17 protein-coding genes are annotated in these 16,721 nt (G+C 70.6%); 3 read left to right on the forward strand and 14 right to left on the reverse strand.

The window, feature by feature from the left end; all coding sequences use genetic code 11:
* Positions 1-58 precede the first annotated feature (58 nt).
* Positions 59-1,258 carry an SPFH domain-containing protein gene (locus tag AB0L71_RS26950; protein ID WP_365247672.1) on the reverse strand — a complete coding sequence of 400 codons (1,200 nt, stop codon included), beginning with the start codon at positions 1,256-1,258 and terminating at the stop codon, positions 59-61.
* 55 nt (positions 1,259-1,313) lie between these two features.
* Positions 1,314-1,535: a hypothetical protein gene (locus tag AB0L71_RS26955; RefSeq protein ID WP_365247674.1), complete on the reverse strand. Its 222-nt coding sequence runs from the start codon at positions 1,533-1,535 to the stop codon at positions 1,314-1,316.
* A gap of 242 nt (positions 1,536-1,777) precedes the next feature.
* Between AB0L71_RS26955 and AB0L71_RS26960 the strand changes: the two genes are divergently transcribed.
* Together AB0L71_RS26960 and AB0L71_RS26965 are read left to right on the forward strand one after the other, a co-directional pair.
* Entirely contained in the window at positions 1,778-2,185 is a 408-nt protein-coding gene (locus AB0L71_RS26960; RefSeq protein WP_365247676.1) for an SHOCT domain-containing protein, read from the forward strand.
* 97 nt (positions 2,186-2,282) lie between these two features.
* On the forward strand, positions 2,283-3,671 hold the full coding sequence (locus tag AB0L71_RS26965; protein ID WP_365247678.1) for an FAD-binding oxidoreductase: 1,389 nt from the start codon (positions 2,283-2,285) through the stop codon (positions 3,669-3,671).
* A gap of 174 nt (positions 3,672-3,845) precedes the next feature.
* Here the strand turns inward: AB0L71_RS26965 and acpS are convergent, their stop codons facing one another.
* Positions 3,846-4,286: a holo-ACP synthase gene (acpS, locus tag AB0L71_RS26970; RefSeq protein WP_365247680.1), complete on the reverse strand. Its 441-nt coding sequence runs from the start codon at positions 4,284-4,286 to the stop codon at positions 3,846-3,848.
* A gap of 94 nt (positions 4,287-4,380) precedes the next feature.
* Here acpS and AB0L71_RS26975 point away from each other — a divergent pair, with 94 nt between their 5' ends.
* Positions 4,381-5,466, forward strand: coding sequence for a branched-chain amino acid aminotransferase (locus AB0L71_RS26975; protein WP_365247682.1), 1,086 nt, complete (start codon positions 4,381-4,383; stop codon positions 5,464-5,466).
* A gap of 33 nt (positions 5,467-5,499) precedes the next feature.
* Here AB0L71_RS26975 and AB0L71_RS26980 read toward each other — a convergent pair whose 3' ends face one another.
* Genes AB0L71_RS26980 through AB0L71_RS27030 form a run of 11 tightly spaced genes read right to left on the reverse strand, consistent with a single transcriptional unit; the run spans position 5,500 to position 16,474 of the window.
* On the reverse strand, positions 5,500-6,882 hold the full coding sequence (locus AB0L71_RS26980) for a S8 family serine peptidase (protein ID WP_365247684.1): 1,383 nt from the start codon (positions 6,880-6,882) through the stop codon (positions 5,500-5,502).
* Positions 6,879-8,465, reverse strand: coding sequence for an amino acid adenylation domain-containing protein (locus tag AB0L71_RS26985; protein ID WP_365247686.1), 1,587 nt, complete (start codon positions 8,463-8,465; stop codon positions 6,879-6,881). The genes AB0L71_RS26980 and AB0L71_RS26985 overlap by 4 nt, the downstream gene beginning before the upstream one ends.
* A complete protein-coding gene (locus tag AB0L71_RS26990; protein WP_365247688.1) occupies positions 8,465-9,025 on the reverse strand; it encodes an alpha/beta hydrolase in 561 nt (186 codons plus the stop codon). Before AB0L71_RS26990 ends, AB0L71_RS26985 begins: the two co-directional genes overlap by 1 nt.
* A 19-nt stretch (positions 9,026-9,044) precedes the next feature.
* Positions 9,045-9,326 carry an acyl carrier protein gene (locus AB0L71_RS26995; protein ID WP_365247690.1) on the reverse strand — a complete coding sequence of 94 codons (282 nt, stop codon included), beginning with the start codon at positions 9,324-9,326 and terminating at the stop codon, positions 9,045-9,047.
* A 6-nt stretch (positions 9,327-9,332) separates the two neighbouring features.
* Entirely contained in the window at positions 9,333-10,868 is a 1,536-nt protein-coding gene (locus tag AB0L71_RS27000) for a radical SAM protein (protein WP_365247692.1), read from the reverse strand.
* A gap of 23 nt (positions 10,869-10,891) precedes the next feature.
* A complete protein-coding gene (locus AB0L71_RS27005) occupies positions 10,892-11,206 on the reverse strand; it encodes a ferredoxin family protein (RefSeq protein ID WP_365247694.1) in 315 nt (104 codons plus the stop codon).
* A gap of 14 nt (positions 11,207-11,220) precedes the next feature.
* Complete coding sequence (locus tag AB0L71_RS27010) at positions 11,221-12,300, reverse strand: aminotransferase class IV (protein ID WP_365247696.1); 1,080 nt, start codon at positions 12,298-12,300, stop codon at positions 11,221-11,223.
* The gene (locus tag AB0L71_RS27015) at positions 12,297-13,550 is read right to left on the reverse strand and encodes an ATP-grasp domain-containing protein (RefSeq protein ID WP_365247698.1); all 1,254 of its coding nucleotides are present in this window, start codon (positions 13,548-13,550) and stop codon (positions 12,297-12,299) included. Before AB0L71_RS27015 ends, AB0L71_RS27010 begins: the two co-directional genes overlap by 4 nt.
* Positions 13,544-14,143: a bacilysin biosynthesis protein BacA gene (locus tag AB0L71_RS27020; protein ID WP_365247700.1), complete on the reverse strand. Its 600-nt coding sequence runs from the start codon at positions 14,141-14,143 to the stop codon at positions 13,544-13,546. Before AB0L71_RS27020 ends, AB0L71_RS27015 begins: the two co-directional genes overlap by 7 nt.
* On the reverse strand, positions 14,140-15,237 hold the full coding sequence (locus AB0L71_RS27025; protein ID WP_365247702.1) for a branched-chain amino acid aminotransferase: 1,098 nt from the start codon (positions 15,235-15,237) through the stop codon (positions 14,140-14,142). Before AB0L71_RS27025 ends, AB0L71_RS27020 begins: the two co-directional genes overlap by 4 nt.
* The gene (locus AB0L71_RS27030) at positions 15,230-16,474 is read right to left on the reverse strand and encodes a DUF6421 family protein (protein ID WP_365247704.1); all 1,245 of its coding nucleotides are present in this window, start codon (positions 16,472-16,474) and stop codon (positions 15,230-15,232) included. The genes AB0L71_RS27025 and AB0L71_RS27030 overlap by 8 nt, the downstream gene beginning before the upstream one ends.
* Positions 16,475-16,721: the final 247 nt, after the last annotated feature.

Genomic DNA, 16,721 nt, shown 5'->3' on the forward strand with positions numbered 1-16,721 from the left:
ACCACTGGGGACATCACGGCCGCGCGCGCCCGGGAACGGCCCGCCCCGCTCCGCCCCCTCAGTTCGACTCGGTGATCCGTGCCGCGGCCTTCCCGTCGAACGCCGCCGGCTTCATCGCACTCGCGCCGTGCTGCAGGGACTGGAGGATCGCCAGCCCCTGGCCGACCACGCCCGCCGCCATCTCGTTGACACCACTGGTGCCGTTGAGAACGGTGAGATCGGCCCCCGACATACCGCGGGCGGCGGCGTCGGCCAGGGCCGGGAGGTTCTCCACGATGCGGTTGGCCGCGATGAGCTCCTGGTTGCCGTCGCGCAGCGAGGCCGCGCGCACGCTGTTGGCATCGGCCTGCGCCTGGGCGAGGGTCCGCTCGGTGTACGCGCCGCCGTCGGCCTCGAACTTCACCCGGTCACGGGCCGCTTCCGCGAGGGTGCGCTGCCGGTAGGCCTCGGCGTCCGCCGGGCGCCGGACCTCCGCTTCGAGCCGTTGCGCGGCGAGGGAGGCCTGCCGCTCGGCCAGTGCGGTCTGCTCCTCGATGACCTCCTGCGACGCCCTGGCCTCGGCGAGCGGCCCGGCCTGCGAGGCACGGGCGTTGTACTGCTCGGTCTCGGCCCGGAAGCCGGCCCGCTTGATCGCGGTGTCGCGCTCGTACTCCGCCTTGAGCGCGGCGGCCTGCTGCTCACGCTGGCTGGCCTCCTGGTCGGCCCTGGCCTCGGCGATCCTGGCCTGGCCGGCGACTGCGGCGGCGTGCGGGGCGGCGAGGTTCTTGATGTAGCCGGTGGCGTCTTCTATCTCCTGGATCTGGAGGGCGTCCACCACGATGCCGAGCTTCTCCATCTCGCCGTGGCTGCCCGCGATGACCTCCTGGGACACCCGGTTGCGCTCGCGGATGATCTGCTCCACGGTCAGTCCGCCGACGATGGACCGGAGGTGGCCCGCGAAGATCCGGCCGACGAGCTCCTCCATCTGTTCCTGCTCGGTCAGGAAGCGACGTGCCGCGTTGGCGATGGACACGGCGTCGTCGCCGACCTTGAAGACGGCGACGGCCCGGACGTTGAGGCGGATCCCCTGCTGCGTCACGCAGTCCTCGGTGAGTTCCGCCTCCCGCAGCGCCAGGGAGAGCATGCGCACCTTCTGCTTCACCGGGAGAACGAAGCTGCCGTGTCCGGTGACGATCCGGAACTGGGTGTCCAGGGTCTGCCTCTTGGAACCGGATATGAGCATCGCCTCGTTGGGGGCGGGAACGTGCCAGAAGAACATCGGAAGACTCCTGCCGTGCGTGACTGCCCGGCGTACCCGGATCCGCCGCCCGGAATCAGGACGGCAGGGGTTCCACGATCACGCCGCGCGCCGAGACCGAGTCGACGACAACGACGCGTACGTCACGGTCGATCGATCTCACCGACCATGCGGTGTATGCCTCCGACCCGCCCCGTACGGCCACCAGCACTTCGCCCGGACCGTCGGACGGGATCGGCACGGTGACGCGCCCGATCGCACCGACCGGGCTCCGGGCGGACTCGTCAGCCGCGTGCATGCGCCCTCGCGAGGACCCCTGCGTACGCCTGATCACCACACCGCCGCCCACGTCGCATCCCACACCGCTTCATGAACACGGGGCGACCTCGCCTCCTGGAGGCTCCGGCCTCCTCGTCACCTCCACGGTACTCCGCACCCACCCTCCGGAGGGCGACGAGCGAGGGACGATATGCGGTGGTATGACTGGTTTATAAGTCAGTCGGTCGACGCGATGAACTCGCGGTGATCCAGGAGCCGGACGTGCAAAATTACCCTCTGCTCAACCTCTTCTGGACCATGCTCTGGTTCTTCCTCTGGATCATGTGGCTGTTCCTGCTCTTCAAGGTCATCGCGGACATCTTCCGCAGCGACGACCTCGGAGGCTGGGCCAAGGCGGGCTGGCTGATCGTGGCCCTGGTGCTGCCGTACCTCGGCGTTCTGCTGTACGTCATCGTGCGCGGCAAGGCCATGGGGAAGCGGGACATCGAAGAGGCGCAGCAACGCGATGCGGCCTTCAGGAGATACGTACGGGAAGCCGCCGCCCCCGACGCGAGCGCCGCGAAGAAGGGCGGACACGTCGAGGACCTGACGAGGCTCGCCGAGCTCAGGGACAGGGGCGCCCTCACGGACGAGGAGTACCAGCGGGCGAAGACGAAGCTCCTGGTCTGAACCGTTCCCGCCGCGGCGACCCGACCGTCCGGCAGGACGGCCCGGTTGGCTGGGCCGGGCGCGCTTCCCCCTCGGTGAACAGGGAGATGGGCAGGCCATGAACGGCACCACGCGCACGACCCTGGACACGATGCGGGACGCGCTGCGCGGGCCCGTCATCGGCCCGCGGGACCCGGAGTACCGGTCCGCCCGCACGATCTACAACGCCATGATCGACAAGTATCCGGCGGCCGTGGTGCGGTGCCGGGACGCGGCGGACGTGATGGCCGCCGTCGTTCTCCTCCGGGACGAGGGCCTCGAGTGCGCGGTCCGCGGCGGCGGGCACAGCGGCGCCGGTCTCTGCCTGGTGGACGACGGCGTCACCATCGACCTGTCGCCCATGCGCTGGGTGCACGTCGACCCCGCCGAGCGAACGGCCACGGTCGGCGGCGGCGCCACCCTCCACGACCTCGACCACGCCTCGCACGCCTTCCAACTGGCCACACCCGCCGGAATCCAGTCGACCACCGGGGTCGGCGGCCTCACCCTGGGGGGCGGGCACGGCCATCTCACCCGCAGATACGGCCTGACGGCCGACAACCTGCTCTCCGCGGACGTGGTCCTGGCGGACGGCACCTGTGTGACGGCGAGCAACACCACCCACCCCGACCTGTTCTGGGCACTGCGCGGCGGGGGCGGGAACTTCGGCATCGTCACCTCCTTCACCTTCCGGATGCACCCGGTGGACACCGTGGTCCTCGCCCTCACGCTCTGGCCGGTCGACCGGACACCCGACCTGCTGCGCTGGTACCGCGAGTTCCTGCCGATCGCCCCCCAGGACCTGAACGGCTTCTTCGCCGCGCTCACCGTGCCGCCCGCTCCCCCGTTCCCGGAGGAGATCCACGGCCAGAAGACGTGCGGTGTCGTGTGGTGCTGGACCGGCGACCCGGAACTCCTCGGCACCGCCCTGGGCCCCGTGGACGACCTGGGCCCGCCCGCCTTCCGCTTCGCGACCCCGTTGCCCTACCCCGCGCTGCAGGCCATGTTCGACGAACTGCTCCCGGCCGGCCTGCAGTGGTACTGGCGCGGCAACCTCTTCGACCGGATCACCGACGACGCCGTCGCCGTCCACGCGAAGTACGCCGAGAACCTCCCCACCGCCCTGTCGACCACGCACCTCTACCCGGTCGACGGCGCCGCCCACCGGCTGGGCCCCGACGACACCGCCTGGGCCTACCGGGACGCGGTCTGGTCCGGCGTCATCGCGGGCATCGACCCGGACCCGGACAACGCCGAGCGGCTGCGGCAGTGGTGCGTGGACTACTGGGAGGAGCTGCACCCGCACTCCATGGGCGGCACGTACGTGAACTTCATGGGCACGGGCGAAGCCCCCGACCGGGTACGGGCCACCTACCGCGACCACTACGGCCGTCTCGCGGCCATCAAGAGCACCTACGACCCACAGAACTTCTTCCACGCCAACCAGAACATCGAACCGGCGGCCTGATGGGGACAGCCCCAGGTCGGACCTGCTCCGACCCGGGGCTGAGGTGCAGGCCGTGGGGGACTCGAACCCACAACCAACGGATGCGACCTTGATCAGCGTGACGCGTAGTCCGGCGTGTGCCAACCCGTCCGCTCACGCAGCGCTCACGCAACTCTGCTTCGCTGCCGGAGATCATCAAGATGATGACATCCAGGGGCTTTCGGCTCCGACCCCCGCCACCATGGCGTGCGCCCGTGTGGCCGTGTGCGTGAGGCTGATCAGCCAGGAGTGGATGCCCACCGTTTCCGCGAGTACCGCCGCGCGGCCGACGAGGAGGAGGGAGGGCTTCCCTCCCGGGGCCCGCCGGACCTCGATCTCCGTGAGGGCCGCGCCGGAGAGGCCGGTCCCCAGGGCCTTCAGCACCGCTTCCTTCGCCGCGAACCGGACCGCGTACCGCTCCGCCGGGTCGCCGAGGATGTCGCAGTAGGCGCGCTCCGCCTCGGTGAACGTCTTGGTCCGGAAGCGTGGTTGCCGGGCCAGGACGGCCCGCATGTCGGCCACGTCCACCAGGTCCGTCCCTATGCACAGGACTGGCCTGCCGACCAGGCCTTCTGTCCATACCGTGTGGGGCCCCACTCCGCGTTCCCGTCTCCTTGCTGCACAACCACCCTCAGGCTAGGGTGCCTGCCGCCACCCGACAATGCACCAAGGAAGCGAAAGGGTCCCCGCGATGAGTGTGCGGTTCACGATCGAGGCCAACCCCAGACCTGTGAGTCGCACCCGTCGCTCCGAGATCCTCCAGGACCCCAGGTTCGGCCAGTACTTCACCGATCACATGGCCCGCGTCGTGTGGACGAAGGACGGCGGCTGGCGGGACGCGGCGATCGTGCCGTTCGCCCCCATCCCCATGAACCCGGCCGCCGCCGTCCTGCACTACGCGCAGGAGATCTTCGAGGGTATGAAGGCTTACCGGCACGCGGACGGCTCGGTGTGGACCTTCCGGCCCGAGGCCAACGGCGAACGCTTCAACCGCTCGGCCCGCCGTCTGGCCCTGCCCGAGCTGCCCGTCGACATCTTCCTCGAATCCGTCACCCAACTGGTGTGCGCGGACCGCGACTGGGTGCCCTCCCAGGACGAACACAGCCTGTACCTGCGGCCGTTCATGTTCGCCTCCGAGCCGTTCCTCGGGGTGCGGCCCGCGGCCGAGGTGACGTACATGGTCATCGCCTCGCCGGTCGGCCCGTACTTCTCCGGTGGCGTGAAGCCCGTCTCCATCTGGCTCTCCGGCCAGTACACCCGGGCCGGGCGCGGCGGCACCGGCGCGGCGAAGTGCGGCGGCAACTACGCGGCCAGCCTCGCGCCGATGCTGGAGGCGGACGAGCACGGCTGCGACCAGGTCTGCTTCCTGGACGCCACCGAGGGGCGCTACGTCGAGGAACTCGGCGGCATGAACCTGTACTTCGTCACCCGCGACGGCCGTCTCATCACTCCGGAGCTCGGCACCATTCTGGAGGGCGTCACCCGGGCCTCCATCCTCACCCTCGCCAAGGAACTCGGCCTCGATGTCGAGGAGCGGCAGGTCGACATCCGCGAGTGGCAGGAGGGCGCCCGCACCGGCGAGATCCGCGAGGTGTTCGCCTGCGGCACCGGCGCCGTCGTCACTCCCGTCGGCCGCCTCGTCTGGGAGGACGGCGAGGTGACCGCCCCGGACACCGCCGCCGAGGACTCGGTCACCATGCAGCTGCGCCGCCGCCTGGTGGACATCCAGTTCGGGCGGGCCGAGGACCAGTACGGCTGGATGCGGCGCCTCGTCTGAGCGGGCACGTCCTCGCAGCCAGATCGGGCCGGGTCAGGCCGGGGCAGTGAGCAGGCCGTGGCCCACCGCGTCGTTCGGGCAGACCCCGCCGCAGTCGTCGCCGGTCAGGGTCCGCCCCTCCGTCACCGGCAGACAGGCGTCCGCCAGGTCCGCCGTGGTCAGCGCCCGGCCCTTGCCGATGCCCTGCTGCACGGCGAGCGCCACCATCCCGGCGGCATAGGCCGTCGCCCCCGACGTCCCGCTGGAGACCAGCCAGCCGTCGTCGGGGGCGGTGTTGTCGTACGCGCTGTTGCGGCGGTCGAACATGCACCCCGGCTGGGTCGGGAACACCACGTAGTCGCCGTTGGGCAGCATGCCGCAGGGTCCGGACAGGTCGGGGACCCGGCGGCCCGGGAAGACGTCCGAGCGGTAGCTGGACGCCAGGTCGGCGGCGCGCCTGCGGCCGTCCGGCGTCACGTGGACCCCGCCGACGGTGATCGCGCCCGGGGTAGCCACCGACTGGAACATGGCGGTGCGCCGATCCGTGGAGCCGTTCCCGGCGGCGAACAGGACCGTGATCCCGCGCCGCACCGCGTTGGCGACCTCCAGGTGGAGGTGCGGTTCGGCCCGCAGGGTGCCCCAGCTGCACGAGATGACGTCCGGTGCCAGCTCCACCGCCCGCTGGAAGGCAGCCACCGGGAAGGAGAAAGTCTCGCAGGCCATCTTGACCATGGTGAGCTCGGCCGCCGGGGCGACCGCGAGCAGCAGTGCGGACATGGCGGTGCCGTGGCCGCGCTCGTCCACGGCGGGGTCGAGGGCGGACAGCGCGCGGACGACCGATATGCGGTAGCCGTGGGCGCGGTGGTGCGGGTGGTCGTACAGGCCCGTGTCGACCATCACCACCCGGACCCCGTCGCCCCGGATCCCGGCCTCGTGCGCCCGGCCGGCGCCCGCGAGGCGCACCGCGTCCTCGGGCAGCCGCAGATAGCGGGCGTCGCGGGGCAGGGGCGGGGTGGCCAGGGGCGCGGACGGGGCTCCGGCGCCCAGCTCGAAACCCGCCCGGGGCACCCGTACCTCCGCGACCAGCTCGGCGTGCGGCCGGGAGCGGAGCGGGCCCGCGGCGGCGAACTCGTGGCGGACGGTGTCCCGGATGTACTTGTTCCGCACCGGCCGCACCGGGTGGCCGAAGACCTCCGCGAGCAGGTCCGGGGCGCCCGAGACGGTGAGACCCACCTCGGTGCGGGCCTCGACGGCCAGGCCCTCGCGGGCATACGCGTCGGCCAGCCGGTCCACGGTGCCGAGGGCCGGAAGGAACGGCTGCACCCCATGCCGCAGGAGCAGCGCGGGGTCGTCGCCGAGCGCCGGCCCGCCGGCTGAGCGGGGCACGACCGTCACCACGCCGCACCGCTCGAAGCGGGCCGCCTCCACGTCGCTCACCGGAACTCCGTTCTGTCTCCGGCCGCGTCCGCGGCCTCCCGCAGCCGGGCGCGGTCGAGCTTCCCGGACGGCGTCAGGCTCACGTCTCCGTCGGCCAGGAACTCGATCCTGGCCGGCAGCATGTAGTCGGGCAGCCGCAGCGCCAGCTCCCGACGCAACTCCTCCTCGCGCGAGCCCGTGTCGCCGTCCCGCGTGCCCAGGACGAAGAGCGTGATCGCCCGGCCGGTCAGCGGGTGCGCCACCGGGACCGCGCAGCAGTCCGTCACCCCGGCCGCGGCCAGCGTCGCGGCCTCCACCTCGGAGAGGTGGACGAGGTTGCCGTTGATCTTCAGGGCGTCGTCGCGGCGCCCCAGGAAGACCAGCGCCCCGTCCCCCGGCCGCTGCCGCACGTAGTCGCCCGAGCGGTAGTACCGATTTCCTGAGCCGGCCGGAAGCTCGATCACGGAGCGGGCGGTGCGCTCCGGCTCGCCGCAGTAACCCACCATCACCTGTGGCCCGCCGACGAGCAGTTCGCCGGTTCCTCCGTCGGCCACCGGCCGCAGTGCGTCGTCCACGACGAGGACGTCGACGGCCGGCAGCGGATGGCCGATGGGCAGGAACTCCTCGCCGTCCTTGCCCGGGGCGTCGGTGAGAAAGAGCGTGGCGCTGTGCGTGGTCTCGGTGGGCCCGTACCCGTGCACGTACCGCAGCCCCGGTACGAGGGCGGAGAACGCCTCAAGGACCGAGACCGGGCACGATTCGCCGCCGAACCACAGCCGTCGCAGCGAGCCGAGGTCGCGCCGTCCGGCGTCGCTGAACCGGCCGACCAGCATCCGGATCACGGACGGCACCAGCAGCGTGTCGGTGATCCGCCACTCCTCGATCGCGCGGGTGACCTGGGTGGGCATGCGCAGCCGGGGCAGTAGATGGACGGTGCCGCCGACCAGGAACGTCGACCACAGGTCCACGACGGAGGCGTCGAAGAAGAGCGGCGCCACGTTGAGGAAGCGCATGCCGTCCTCGAAGCCGACGGTCTCCTGTACCCCGGCCAGCAGGGCGCACATCGACCGGTGGCTGATCACGACGCCCTTGGGCGAGCCGGTCGAGCCGGAGGTGAAGACGACGTACGCGTGGTCCTCGGGGCTCCGGCCGGCCACCCCGGTCGGCCGGGGCTCGGCCTCGGCCGACGGGTTCCAGCCAGGGCCGGCGTCCACCGGGTCCGCGCCGACCGTGACCACCTTCCCGGTCGGCGCGCCGTCGAGCAGTTCGCGGTAGGCGGGCTGGACCAGGGTGGCCGTGGGCGCGCACTTCCCGAGCAACAGCGCGATGCGGGCCGCCGGCAGCGACTCGTCCAGCGGCACGTAGCGGGCGCCGAGCCGCAACGCGGCCCACATGACGGCCACCGAGGCGGCGGACTTGTCCATCACCATGGCGACGGTCCCGCCCCGGCCCACGCCGAGCCCGGCCAGCAGGTCGGTCAGGGCCTGGACTCGGCGGGTGAGAGTCCGGTACGACACCTGCTCGCCGGTCTGCAGGTCCACGACGGCGGTGGCCGTGCTGTCCCGCCGCCGTTCCAGCAGCTCGTCGGCGAATGTGACGCTCATCATTCCTCCGGGTGAGTCCCGTCGAGACGGTGGCGGATCGCCGCCAGCAGCTCCGGGAAGGTGTCCATCTGCTGGTCGTACGAGCCGAAGTGACCCATGCCGCGCATGGCGTGGAACGTGCTCCCGGTCAGCCCGTGCAGCTCCTCGGCGACCTCGAAGGGCACCCAGGGATCGTCCTCCGAGTGGAACTGCTCGATGAACGACTGGTTGGCGCGGATGGCGTCCCAGTCCCACGGGGTGTCGAAGAAGCCGCTGCGCCGCTCCAGTTCGAATCCGCAGTCGTGGTGATGGCCGGCGACGGCGAAGGTGCCGAGGAGCGGCGCCTTCTCGGCGTACCGGAAGGCGGCCAGCGCGCCGGACGAGTGGCCGACGATGACCGTCCGCTCGTCCGGGCGGATGACGTCGCTGAGGTAGGGCAGCCAGTAGCGCATCCGGCCCTTGATGGGGTCGGGAAAGGTCTCGGCCACCACCTCGGCGCCGAGGGCCTCCAGTTCCCGCTTGAGGTACGGGAACCAGATGCCCTCGACGCTCGCTCCGGCGTTCCCGTGGATCAGCACCACGCGCACGTCCGAACGGATCTCAGACAGGGGACACCTCGTCTTCGAGGAGTTCCTCCAGGAGACCGGCGAGGGAACCCAGAGTCGCGAAGTTCTCCGTCGTCAGCAGCTCGGGTTCGAGCTCGATGTCGTAGAACGTCTCGAAGGCCAGAGTCAGTTCGATCATCTGGGTCGAGTTGAGCGACAGGCCGCCGTTGAACAGCGGGGTGTCGGAGTCGAGTTCGACCTGCTGCCCGGGGAAGATATCGGCGATCACCCCGCGGAGGTCGTCCTCGATCTCCTTCTGGGTCTTGTGGCTTCCCACGGTGGTTCAGCTCCCCTCGTTCTTCACGGAGCCGGTCTCCTTGGCAGTCTCCTCCGCCGATTTCGGGCGGGTCTGGAGGAAGAGCGGGGTGCGCGGGATGTTCTGCGCGTCCTGGTGGAAGGGGTTGCGCTTGTTCTTCAGGGACAGGTACATCGTGCGCCGAGCGCGGGCCTTCTCCTCGTCCGAGTAGAAGAGGAAGGCGATGTTGCCGGCGTTCTCCCGGCCGTCCTCGGTGAGGGTCAGCTCCTCGTCGGTCTCGATCGCGTAGCCGCCCGCGACCAGCCAGTCCACCTCGCGGCGGTACTTCTCGAAGTTGGCGACATCGGCCTTGCGGGCGGTGCCGAAGACCGGGAAGAAGACCATGACCCTGTTCTCGACCTCGTCCTCGGAGCAGATACGGCCCTGCTCGATCGGGATGATGCCTTCCTCGACCTCTCGCATCCACCGATCGACGTCGGTGTGGTTGCGGTAGCTGCGCTCCCCCATGTAGTTCTCGGCGGCCGGGCCGATGCCGAGGGTGTAGCTGGCGCGGTAGCCGTTGCCGCCGCAGGCGTGGTTGAGGCCGATCTCGCCCGGGTCGTCCAGGTGGGTGAAGAAGTTGATCAGGAGCTGCTTGTCATAGCCGTACCCGGCCAGACCCTCCTTGATCTGCCGGTACTGCTGCCGCTCGATGGCGCCCGACGGCTTGACGTCCGCGACCTTGCCCGCCCGGATCTGCTGGTCGAGGCGGGTGCCTTCCCACTGGTTGAAGCGGTACGTCTGCACGAAACTGGGGCGCAGCTCGCCGCAGATGCCCGCCAGGTCCTTGGCGAGGACCTCGTCGTCCTGCCCCGGCAGGTTGTACATGAGGTCCAGGGCGAAGGTGCGGATGCCGGCCTTACGGATGTTCTCGGCGGTCTGGTGGACCTGTTCGACACTGGCCTTGATGGTGAGCTTGCGGCGGATCTCCTCGTCGAGGGTCTGCACCCCGAAGGAGATGCGGGTGATGCCGAGGGACTTCAGCATCTCGATGTAGCCGTCCTGGGACAGCCCGAGCGGGCTGCCTTCCAGGGAGATGCCGTCGACCTCGCTCAGGTCGAACTCGCGGTGGACGGCCTCCAGGATGGTGGCCATCGACTCCTGCTCCAGGGCGGAGGGCGTACCGCCCCCGAACTGGACGTACTTGACCTTGGTGCCCTGGAAGTACTTCGAGCGGGCGTTGCGCTGGATCTCCTTGACCATCGCCTGGACGAAGCGCTTCTGCCGCTCACCCTGGTACTTCGCCGCCGACTCCTTGAAGCAGGCGCAGAAGTTGCAGAAGGCCTCGCAGAACGGGATGTGGAAGTAGAGCAGGATGTCGGTCTGCTCCGGGTGGGACTGGCGGTCCAGGAAGGAGAAGTACTCCGCCTTCTTGTCCTCGGAGTCGAGGAAGTCCTGGAAGCCGCAGATCTTCGGGTAGAACCAGGTGACGTTGGTGCGTTTCTCGGGGCTCTCGAACTCGTCCTTCAAGTAGAAGTTCGAGTCGAGGCCCAGCATGAAGGGGTTCTCGACGTGAGTCGTCATGACCTAGGCTCCCGCTCTTTGGGTCAGGAAGGCTGGCTGGAGGGCTCGGCGGGGGCCTCGGTGGGCTCGCCCTTGGTGCCCCGGCTCTCGAAGATGACCGGGTATGTGTTGCTCATCTCGCCGTTGATCTCCATCCACTGGAACTTGTCTTCCGGCAGGTCGACGTCCGCCCAGATCGCCTCGGGCGGGCACTCGGAGACGCACGCGTTGCAGTCGATGCATTCCTCGGGGTTGATGTAGAGCATCTCGGGGCCCTCGTGGAAACAGCTCACGGGGCAGACATCCACACAGTCCGTGTACTTGCAGCCAACGCATTCGTCGGTGACGACATACGCCATGGTTCTCTCCTCCCTCAGGCGTGGACGGGCGCCACTTCGGTGATTCGCCGCATCCAGCCGAACCGGTCGACGGACTCGCCCCGGTGGACGCCGTCCAGCAGGTCCCGGAAGCGGGCGGTCACCGGACCGGCATCCTCCGAGGTAAGCCGGTACTCCTCGCCCTGGTGGCCGAGGGAGGCCACCGGTGCCACCCCGGCGGCCGTGCCGGTGGCGAAGCACTCGGTGACGGAGCCGTCCGCGATGCCCTTCAGGACCTCGGCGAGCTCCACCGGCCGCTCGACCACGGTGGTCCCGGCGTCCCGGGCCAGCTTCACGACGGAGTCGCGGGTGACGCCGGGCAGCACGGTGCGGTCGAGCGCGGGCGTGGTCAGCACGCCGTCGATCACGAAGAACGCGTTCAGCTCGCCGATCTGCTGGACGAAGCGGCCCTCGCCGTCGAGCCACAGCACGTGGTCGTTGCCGTAGTTGGCCGCGACCTCGGCGGGTACCACACCCGCCGCCAGCCCACCCGCCGTCTTCAGGTCACCGGTGCCGCCGGGCCAGGCCCGCCCGTACCCGTCCAGCGTCATGGCCTTCAGCGGCTTGGGCGCCGCAGCGGCCGGCAGCGAGCCGAGCACGTAGAAAAGGCATTCGTCCGCGGGCCCGGCGGCCAGCTTCGTGCCGTCCGCGGCGAGCACCGCGCGCAGCCGCAGCGAAGCGCCCGCCTCCTGCGGCAGCCAGCCCTCGTCCAACTCGATCACCGCCCGTATCGAGCTCCACACCCGGTCGAAGTCGACCTGCGGCATCGCGAGCCGGCGGGCCCCGTTGTTCAGCCGCTTGATGTAGCTGTCGGGACGGAACACGGCGACCGTGCCGTCCGTGAGCCGGTACGCGGCGAACTCGTCGACGACGGTCTGCCCGGCGAGCACGGCGGCGGCCGTGGGCCGCAGCGCCGGGATGCCGTCCCGGTCCGCCACGGTCAGCCCCTGCCAGCTGCGCCGCTTGCCGGTCCGCATGAAGAACGCGTGGTCGGTGAGGACGGCCCCGGCTGCCCCGTCCGCCTCGGGCCGTGGGCGCGGGGTGGTCGTGGGGATGACGGTCAGTTCGTTGCTCATGCGGAGGCACCTTCCTTGTCCTGGTGGCCGACGCCGTCGACGTCGACCCTCACGTCTGCGAGCACCGAGGCGACGAGGCGCTCGACCCGGTCAAGGTCGCCCTCGAAGTGGATACGGGCGACCCGATTGCTGAAAATGTCGCCCGGGTCGAGCACCGCCCCCGGTTCCGCTTCCGGCAGGAGGCCGCGGAACTCGGCCGCCTGCGTGAAGGCTTCGACACCGGGGAGCGTTCCGGCGAAGACGCCGGGCCGGCCGGTGGTGACGAACGCGAGACCCGCGCTCACCGGCGACAGCGCGCCGGGGGCGTGGGTCAGCCCGCGCGCGGCATCCGCCGTGGCGGCGCACAGGTCCACGCCGGGTCCGGCGAGTACCAGTTCGGGGATGTTGTCGCCGGCGAGCCGGGCCCCGACCTCGATCAGGACGGGGCCGCGGTCGCGGACGATCCGGGTCTCGATGTGGAACGGGCCGACCGTGAGGTCGAACGCGGCCACGACCTGGCGGGCGAACCGCTCCAGGACCTCGCCGTGCGGCGAGCACTCCGGCGCGGTGGCGATGTGGCCCATCTCGAAGAAGTCCGGCGGGGCGGAGAGGAACTTGCTGGTGACGCTCGCGAGGTGCGGCCCGTCGGCATCGACCCAGCCGTCGAGGGAGAACTCGGGACCCTCCACGTACTCCTCGACCATGGCGGTCCGGCGCGGGTTCGGGTGGAACTTCACGTCCTCGCCGGGGTCGTGGATGACCGCGCAGGCCCGCGCGTACTCCTCCTCGTCGCGGCACAGGCTCACCATCAGGCTGCCGCCGCAGTCGACAGGCTTGACCACGACCGGGAAGGGCAGCGGGCAGGGGCCCGCCGCCTCGGGACCGACCGCTGTCGACCGCGGGTAAGCGACCCCGCGCTCCTCGCACCGGCGCCGCATGACGTCCTTCTGCCGCACGGCCTCGGCCGCCTCGGCGCCGAGCGCGGGCAGCCCGAGAGCCCGGGCCAGTTCGGCGGCCTCCGGCACCGCGTACTCGAAGCCGGCGATCACCCCGGTGGGGGCGGTGCCGGTCTCCGCAGTGGCCTTCTCGACCAGGCGGAGCAATCCGGGCACCCCCGCGTCGGGGTGCCAGTCGACGACGGTCGCGCCGGAGTGCACCTCGGGCGGCAGCAGTTCGGGGAACTGGGTGGGAACGAGACACGGGACGCCGGCGGCCACCACCCGGGCGGTGAGCCGGACCCCTGCCGACAGGGGCTGGACGACGATCAGCATGCGCGTCCGCTCCCCGCGCCGCCGCCTTCGCCGAGGGTCCGGCCGAGGTGCAGCGTGAAGATCATCGGCACCGGGCCGAAGTTCTCGATCAGCCGCAGTCCCTCGGCCGCCGCAGCGGGTCCGGTGGTCACGCAGGCGTCGTACTGCCCGGCCGCGCACAGCACGGCGGCACATGAGTTGCTGCTGGTCAGCGTGATCTCGCCGCGCTCCGCGACCAGACTGCTGGGGGCCTGGTGGCTGACGATCGTGGACACGGTGGTGTGGTCCGGGCGACCGGCCAGCACCATGTCGTGGGTGTTGAGAATGAAGCTGTCGGCCATCTCCAGGCGGTGCAGGTTCTGGAAGACGAGTTCGTGCAGCCGGGGGTAGACGGCGCAGGCGAGGATGGCCTCGGTGCTGTCGAAGGCCATCGCATCGAGGCCGTCCTCCACCTCGTCGTGGAGCACCACCTTGCCGGTGATCCCCCGCTCCGCGAGCCAGTGGTGGGCGGCCTTCTCCAGGTTGGTGCCCGAGGGCCCCAGGGTGTGGATGACGGTGACTCTCGAGAGGGCGCTCTCCCGGTCGCCCTTCGAGGTGGCCTGATGGTCGTTCATGCGCGTCGTCCCCCGTTCTCGTCGGCCCGCAGGACGGTCCGCAGCCAGCCGTGCGCGTCGGGCGTACGTCTGTGCTGGACGTCCAGCAGGCTGCTGCGCAGAGCTGCGGTCATCGGTCCCTCTCCTCCGTCGCCCACCGTCAGGTCCTCGCCCCCGATGCCGATCCGGCCCACCGGGACCACGACACCGGCCGTGCCACAGGCGAACACCTCGGCCAGCCGGCCGGAGCGCAAGCCGTCCCGGACGGCGTCGATCGTGGTGTGCTCCTCGGCGGCCGCGATCCCGCGGTCCTCGGCCAGGGTCAGCAGCGAGTCTCGGGTCAGGCCTCGGACGATGGTCCCGTCGCACGGCGGGGTCGTCACCCGGGGCTTCTCCCCGTCGCGCCAGACGAGGAAGAGGTTCATGGTGCTGAGCTCCTCGATCCGGCTCCGTTCGTGCCCGTCGAGCCACAGCACCTCGTCGTATCCGGCGGCCTGCGCCTCGGTACGGGTGAGCAGGCTGGCGGCGTAGTTGCCGGCGCACTTGGACTCGCCGGTGCCGCCGCGCACGGCACGTACCGTCTCGGTCGCGGTGGTCACCGACAGCGGCCGGAAGTCGGCCCCGAAGCAGGGGTCTGCCGGGTAGGCGAGGATCACGCACCGGTAGTGCCTGGCGGGCCGGAGCCCGAGGTCGGGTTCCGTGGCGATGAGGAGCGGCCGCAGATACAGACTCTGCCCGTAACCGCCCGGCACCCACGCCTCGTCGGCCGAGACCAGCTCCGCGCACGCCCGTACGAACAGCGCGGGGGGCATCTCGGCCATCGCGAGCCTGGCGGCTGACCGGGCCAGTCGGCTTCCGTGGTCCTCGGGGCGGAACAGGTGCACCGATCCGTCCTCGGCTCTGAAGGCCTTCAGGCCCTCGAACACCGCCTGCCCGTAATGGAGTCCGAGCGTGGCCGGGTCCATCGCCAGGTCGGACCAGGACTCGACGCGCGGGTCCGACCAGCCGGTGTCCGCGTCCCAGTCGACGACGGCGAGGTGTCCGGTGGAGTAGCGGCAGAAGCCCGGGGCCTTGAGGATCGCCTCGCGTTCCGGCGCGCTGCGCGGCTCAGACATGGACCTCGGTACCCCACAGGCCGAGCGGCGCGAGGGGCCCGCCGTACCGGTCGGATCCGGCCTCGGGGCGACGGAGCAGCGTCCCGAAGAGGAAGTCCACGGCACCCGCCTTGTAGGCCGCGTCGTCCTCGTTGCGTTCGATCTCCTCGATCAGGCCCACGAGTTCGCGTACCGACTCCACGATCCTGGCCTTCGGCCCCAGGGCGCGGCGCCCCTGCTCGTCCTGGGTGAACAGCCCCTGCGACGCGAGCCAGGTGCCCAGGGCAAAGCCGGTGCCGGCGTCGAAGTTGCGCAGCGGTTCGGGCTGCGCCGGGTAGCGGAAGAGGCGTTCCAGGATGATGTACTCGAACACGACCGGGCCGTACGGCACATCTTCCTCGAAGCAGGCGATCGCCGACTTCATGTCGACCTTGAGCTCCTCCAGGAGCCCGGGCCGCCAGGTCGTCTTGATGGCCAGATGCTGGTCGAGGGGGCGCGGGCCGGTGTGGTGGAAGTAGTCGTGCATGTACCCCCAGACGCAGCGCGCCTGGTAGGTGTCCTCCGGGTCCACGTCCGCCGAGACGAGCTCCCTTTCGCCCGCGAACGGCGAACCGGGCCCGCACAGCCGCTCCGTGATCGCCAGGGTCTGGGCGTAGATCTCGGTGTGCCGGTTGAAGAAGAACCAGGCGAAGTTCTGATCGGTGCAGCGCGTGGCGGCCGGGATGTTCTCCGGGAAGAAGACCACGCAGTTGCCCTCCCGCAGGCCGCGGGAGGCGGACAGCAGCCGGGTGGACTGGAAGACGGCTTTGGGGTGTGGGTAGTTCGCCTGGAGCCGGGGTGTGCTGTCCGGGTCCTCGCGGATCACCGAGAACGCCTCGATGCGGACGTCGTGCCGGTCGCTGTTGGGGAGCGTCACCGGTCCCACGAACGCGGCGGCCTCGCCGTCCTCGGGGGCGGGCACCGTGTCACGGGTGCTGTCGAAGTGCGGGACGCCCTCGCAACCCGCCTCCTGCCAGGCCCGCAGGTCCTTGCAGGTGGCGGCGATCTGCGCCTCGGGCATCAGGCCTCGCAGCCCCTCCACGGCCGTGAGGACGGCATCGACGGCGAAACGTATCTCCTCTTCGGAGACGGCCGGTGCGCCGCCGTCCGCCTGCCCGGCTCCGTCGCGGCGCCTGGTCCGCAGCTCCCGCAGGGAGTCGACCGCGGGCACGACATTCCGCTCGAACTCCAGAAGTGCGGCAACAGTACGCGTCCCCACCAATACCCCCCCGTTCAGTGGTCGTTGGACGAGTCCCACAGGGAAATACGCGCCGGATCAGGGCCTCATCCGAGTCGTTCGGTCTGGGAGGCTAGCTCCGAACTCCCCCGCAAACAAGGCGTGTTCGGACATTGACACACCCCCCGGTCCCGTGCTGCTCCGCGGACGGATCACCGATTCCGGTGCACGGCCTGCGGCCGACTGCGGAGTGCTTATAATCTGGCACCACCCTGCGAGTGAGAGCCTC

Source organism: Streptomyces sp. NPDC052052 (assembly GCF_040680455.1).
In the GTDB taxonomy this organism is placed as follows: Bacteria; Actinomycetota; Actinomycetes; order Streptomycetales; family Streptomycetaceae; genus Streptomyces.

Coding starts and splice junctions, on each gene's coding strand:
- AB0L71_RS26950 (WP_365247672.1), bottom strand. CDS start 1,258: ATGTTCTTCTGGCACGTTCCCGCCCCCAACGAGGCGATGCTCATATCC.
- AB0L71_RS26955 (WP_365247674.1), bottom strand. CDS start 1,535: ATGCACGCGGCTGACGAGTCCGCCCGGAGCCCGGTCGGTGCGATCGGG.
- AB0L71_RS26965 (WP_365247678.1), top strand. CDS start 2,283: ATGAACGGCACCACGCGCACGACCCTGGACACGATGCGGGACGCGCTG.
- AB0L71_RS26975 (WP_365247682.1), top strand. CDS start 4,381: ATGAGTGTGCGGTTCACGATCGAGGCCAACCCCAGACCTGTGAGTCGC.
- AB0L71_RS26985 (WP_365247686.1), bottom strand. CDS start 8,465: ATGAGCGTCACATTCGCCGACGAGCTGCTGGAACGGCGGCGGGACAGC.
- AB0L71_RS27000 (WP_365247692.1), bottom strand. CDS start 10,868: ATGACGACTCACGTCGAGAACCCCTTCATGCTGGGCCTCGACTCGAAC.
- AB0L71_RS27005 (WP_365247694.1), bottom strand. CDS start 11,206: ATGGCGTATGTCGTCACCGACGAATGCGTTGGCTGCAAGTACACGGAC.
- AB0L71_RS27010 (WP_365247696.1), bottom strand. CDS start 12,300: ATGAGCAACGAACTGACCGTCATCCCCACGACCACCCCGCGCCCACGG.
- AB0L71_RS27015 (WP_365247698.1), bottom strand. CDS start 13,550: ATGCTGATCGTCGTCCAGCCCCTGTCGGCAGGGGTCCGGCTCACCGCC.
- AB0L71_RS27020 (WP_365247700.1), bottom strand. CDS start 14,143: ATGAACGACCATCAGGCCACCTCGAAGGGCGACCGGGAGAGCGCCCTC.
- AB0L71_RS27025 (WP_365247702.1), bottom strand. CDS start 15,237: ATGTCTGAGCCGCGCAGCGCGCCGGAACGCGAGGCGATCCTCAAGGCC.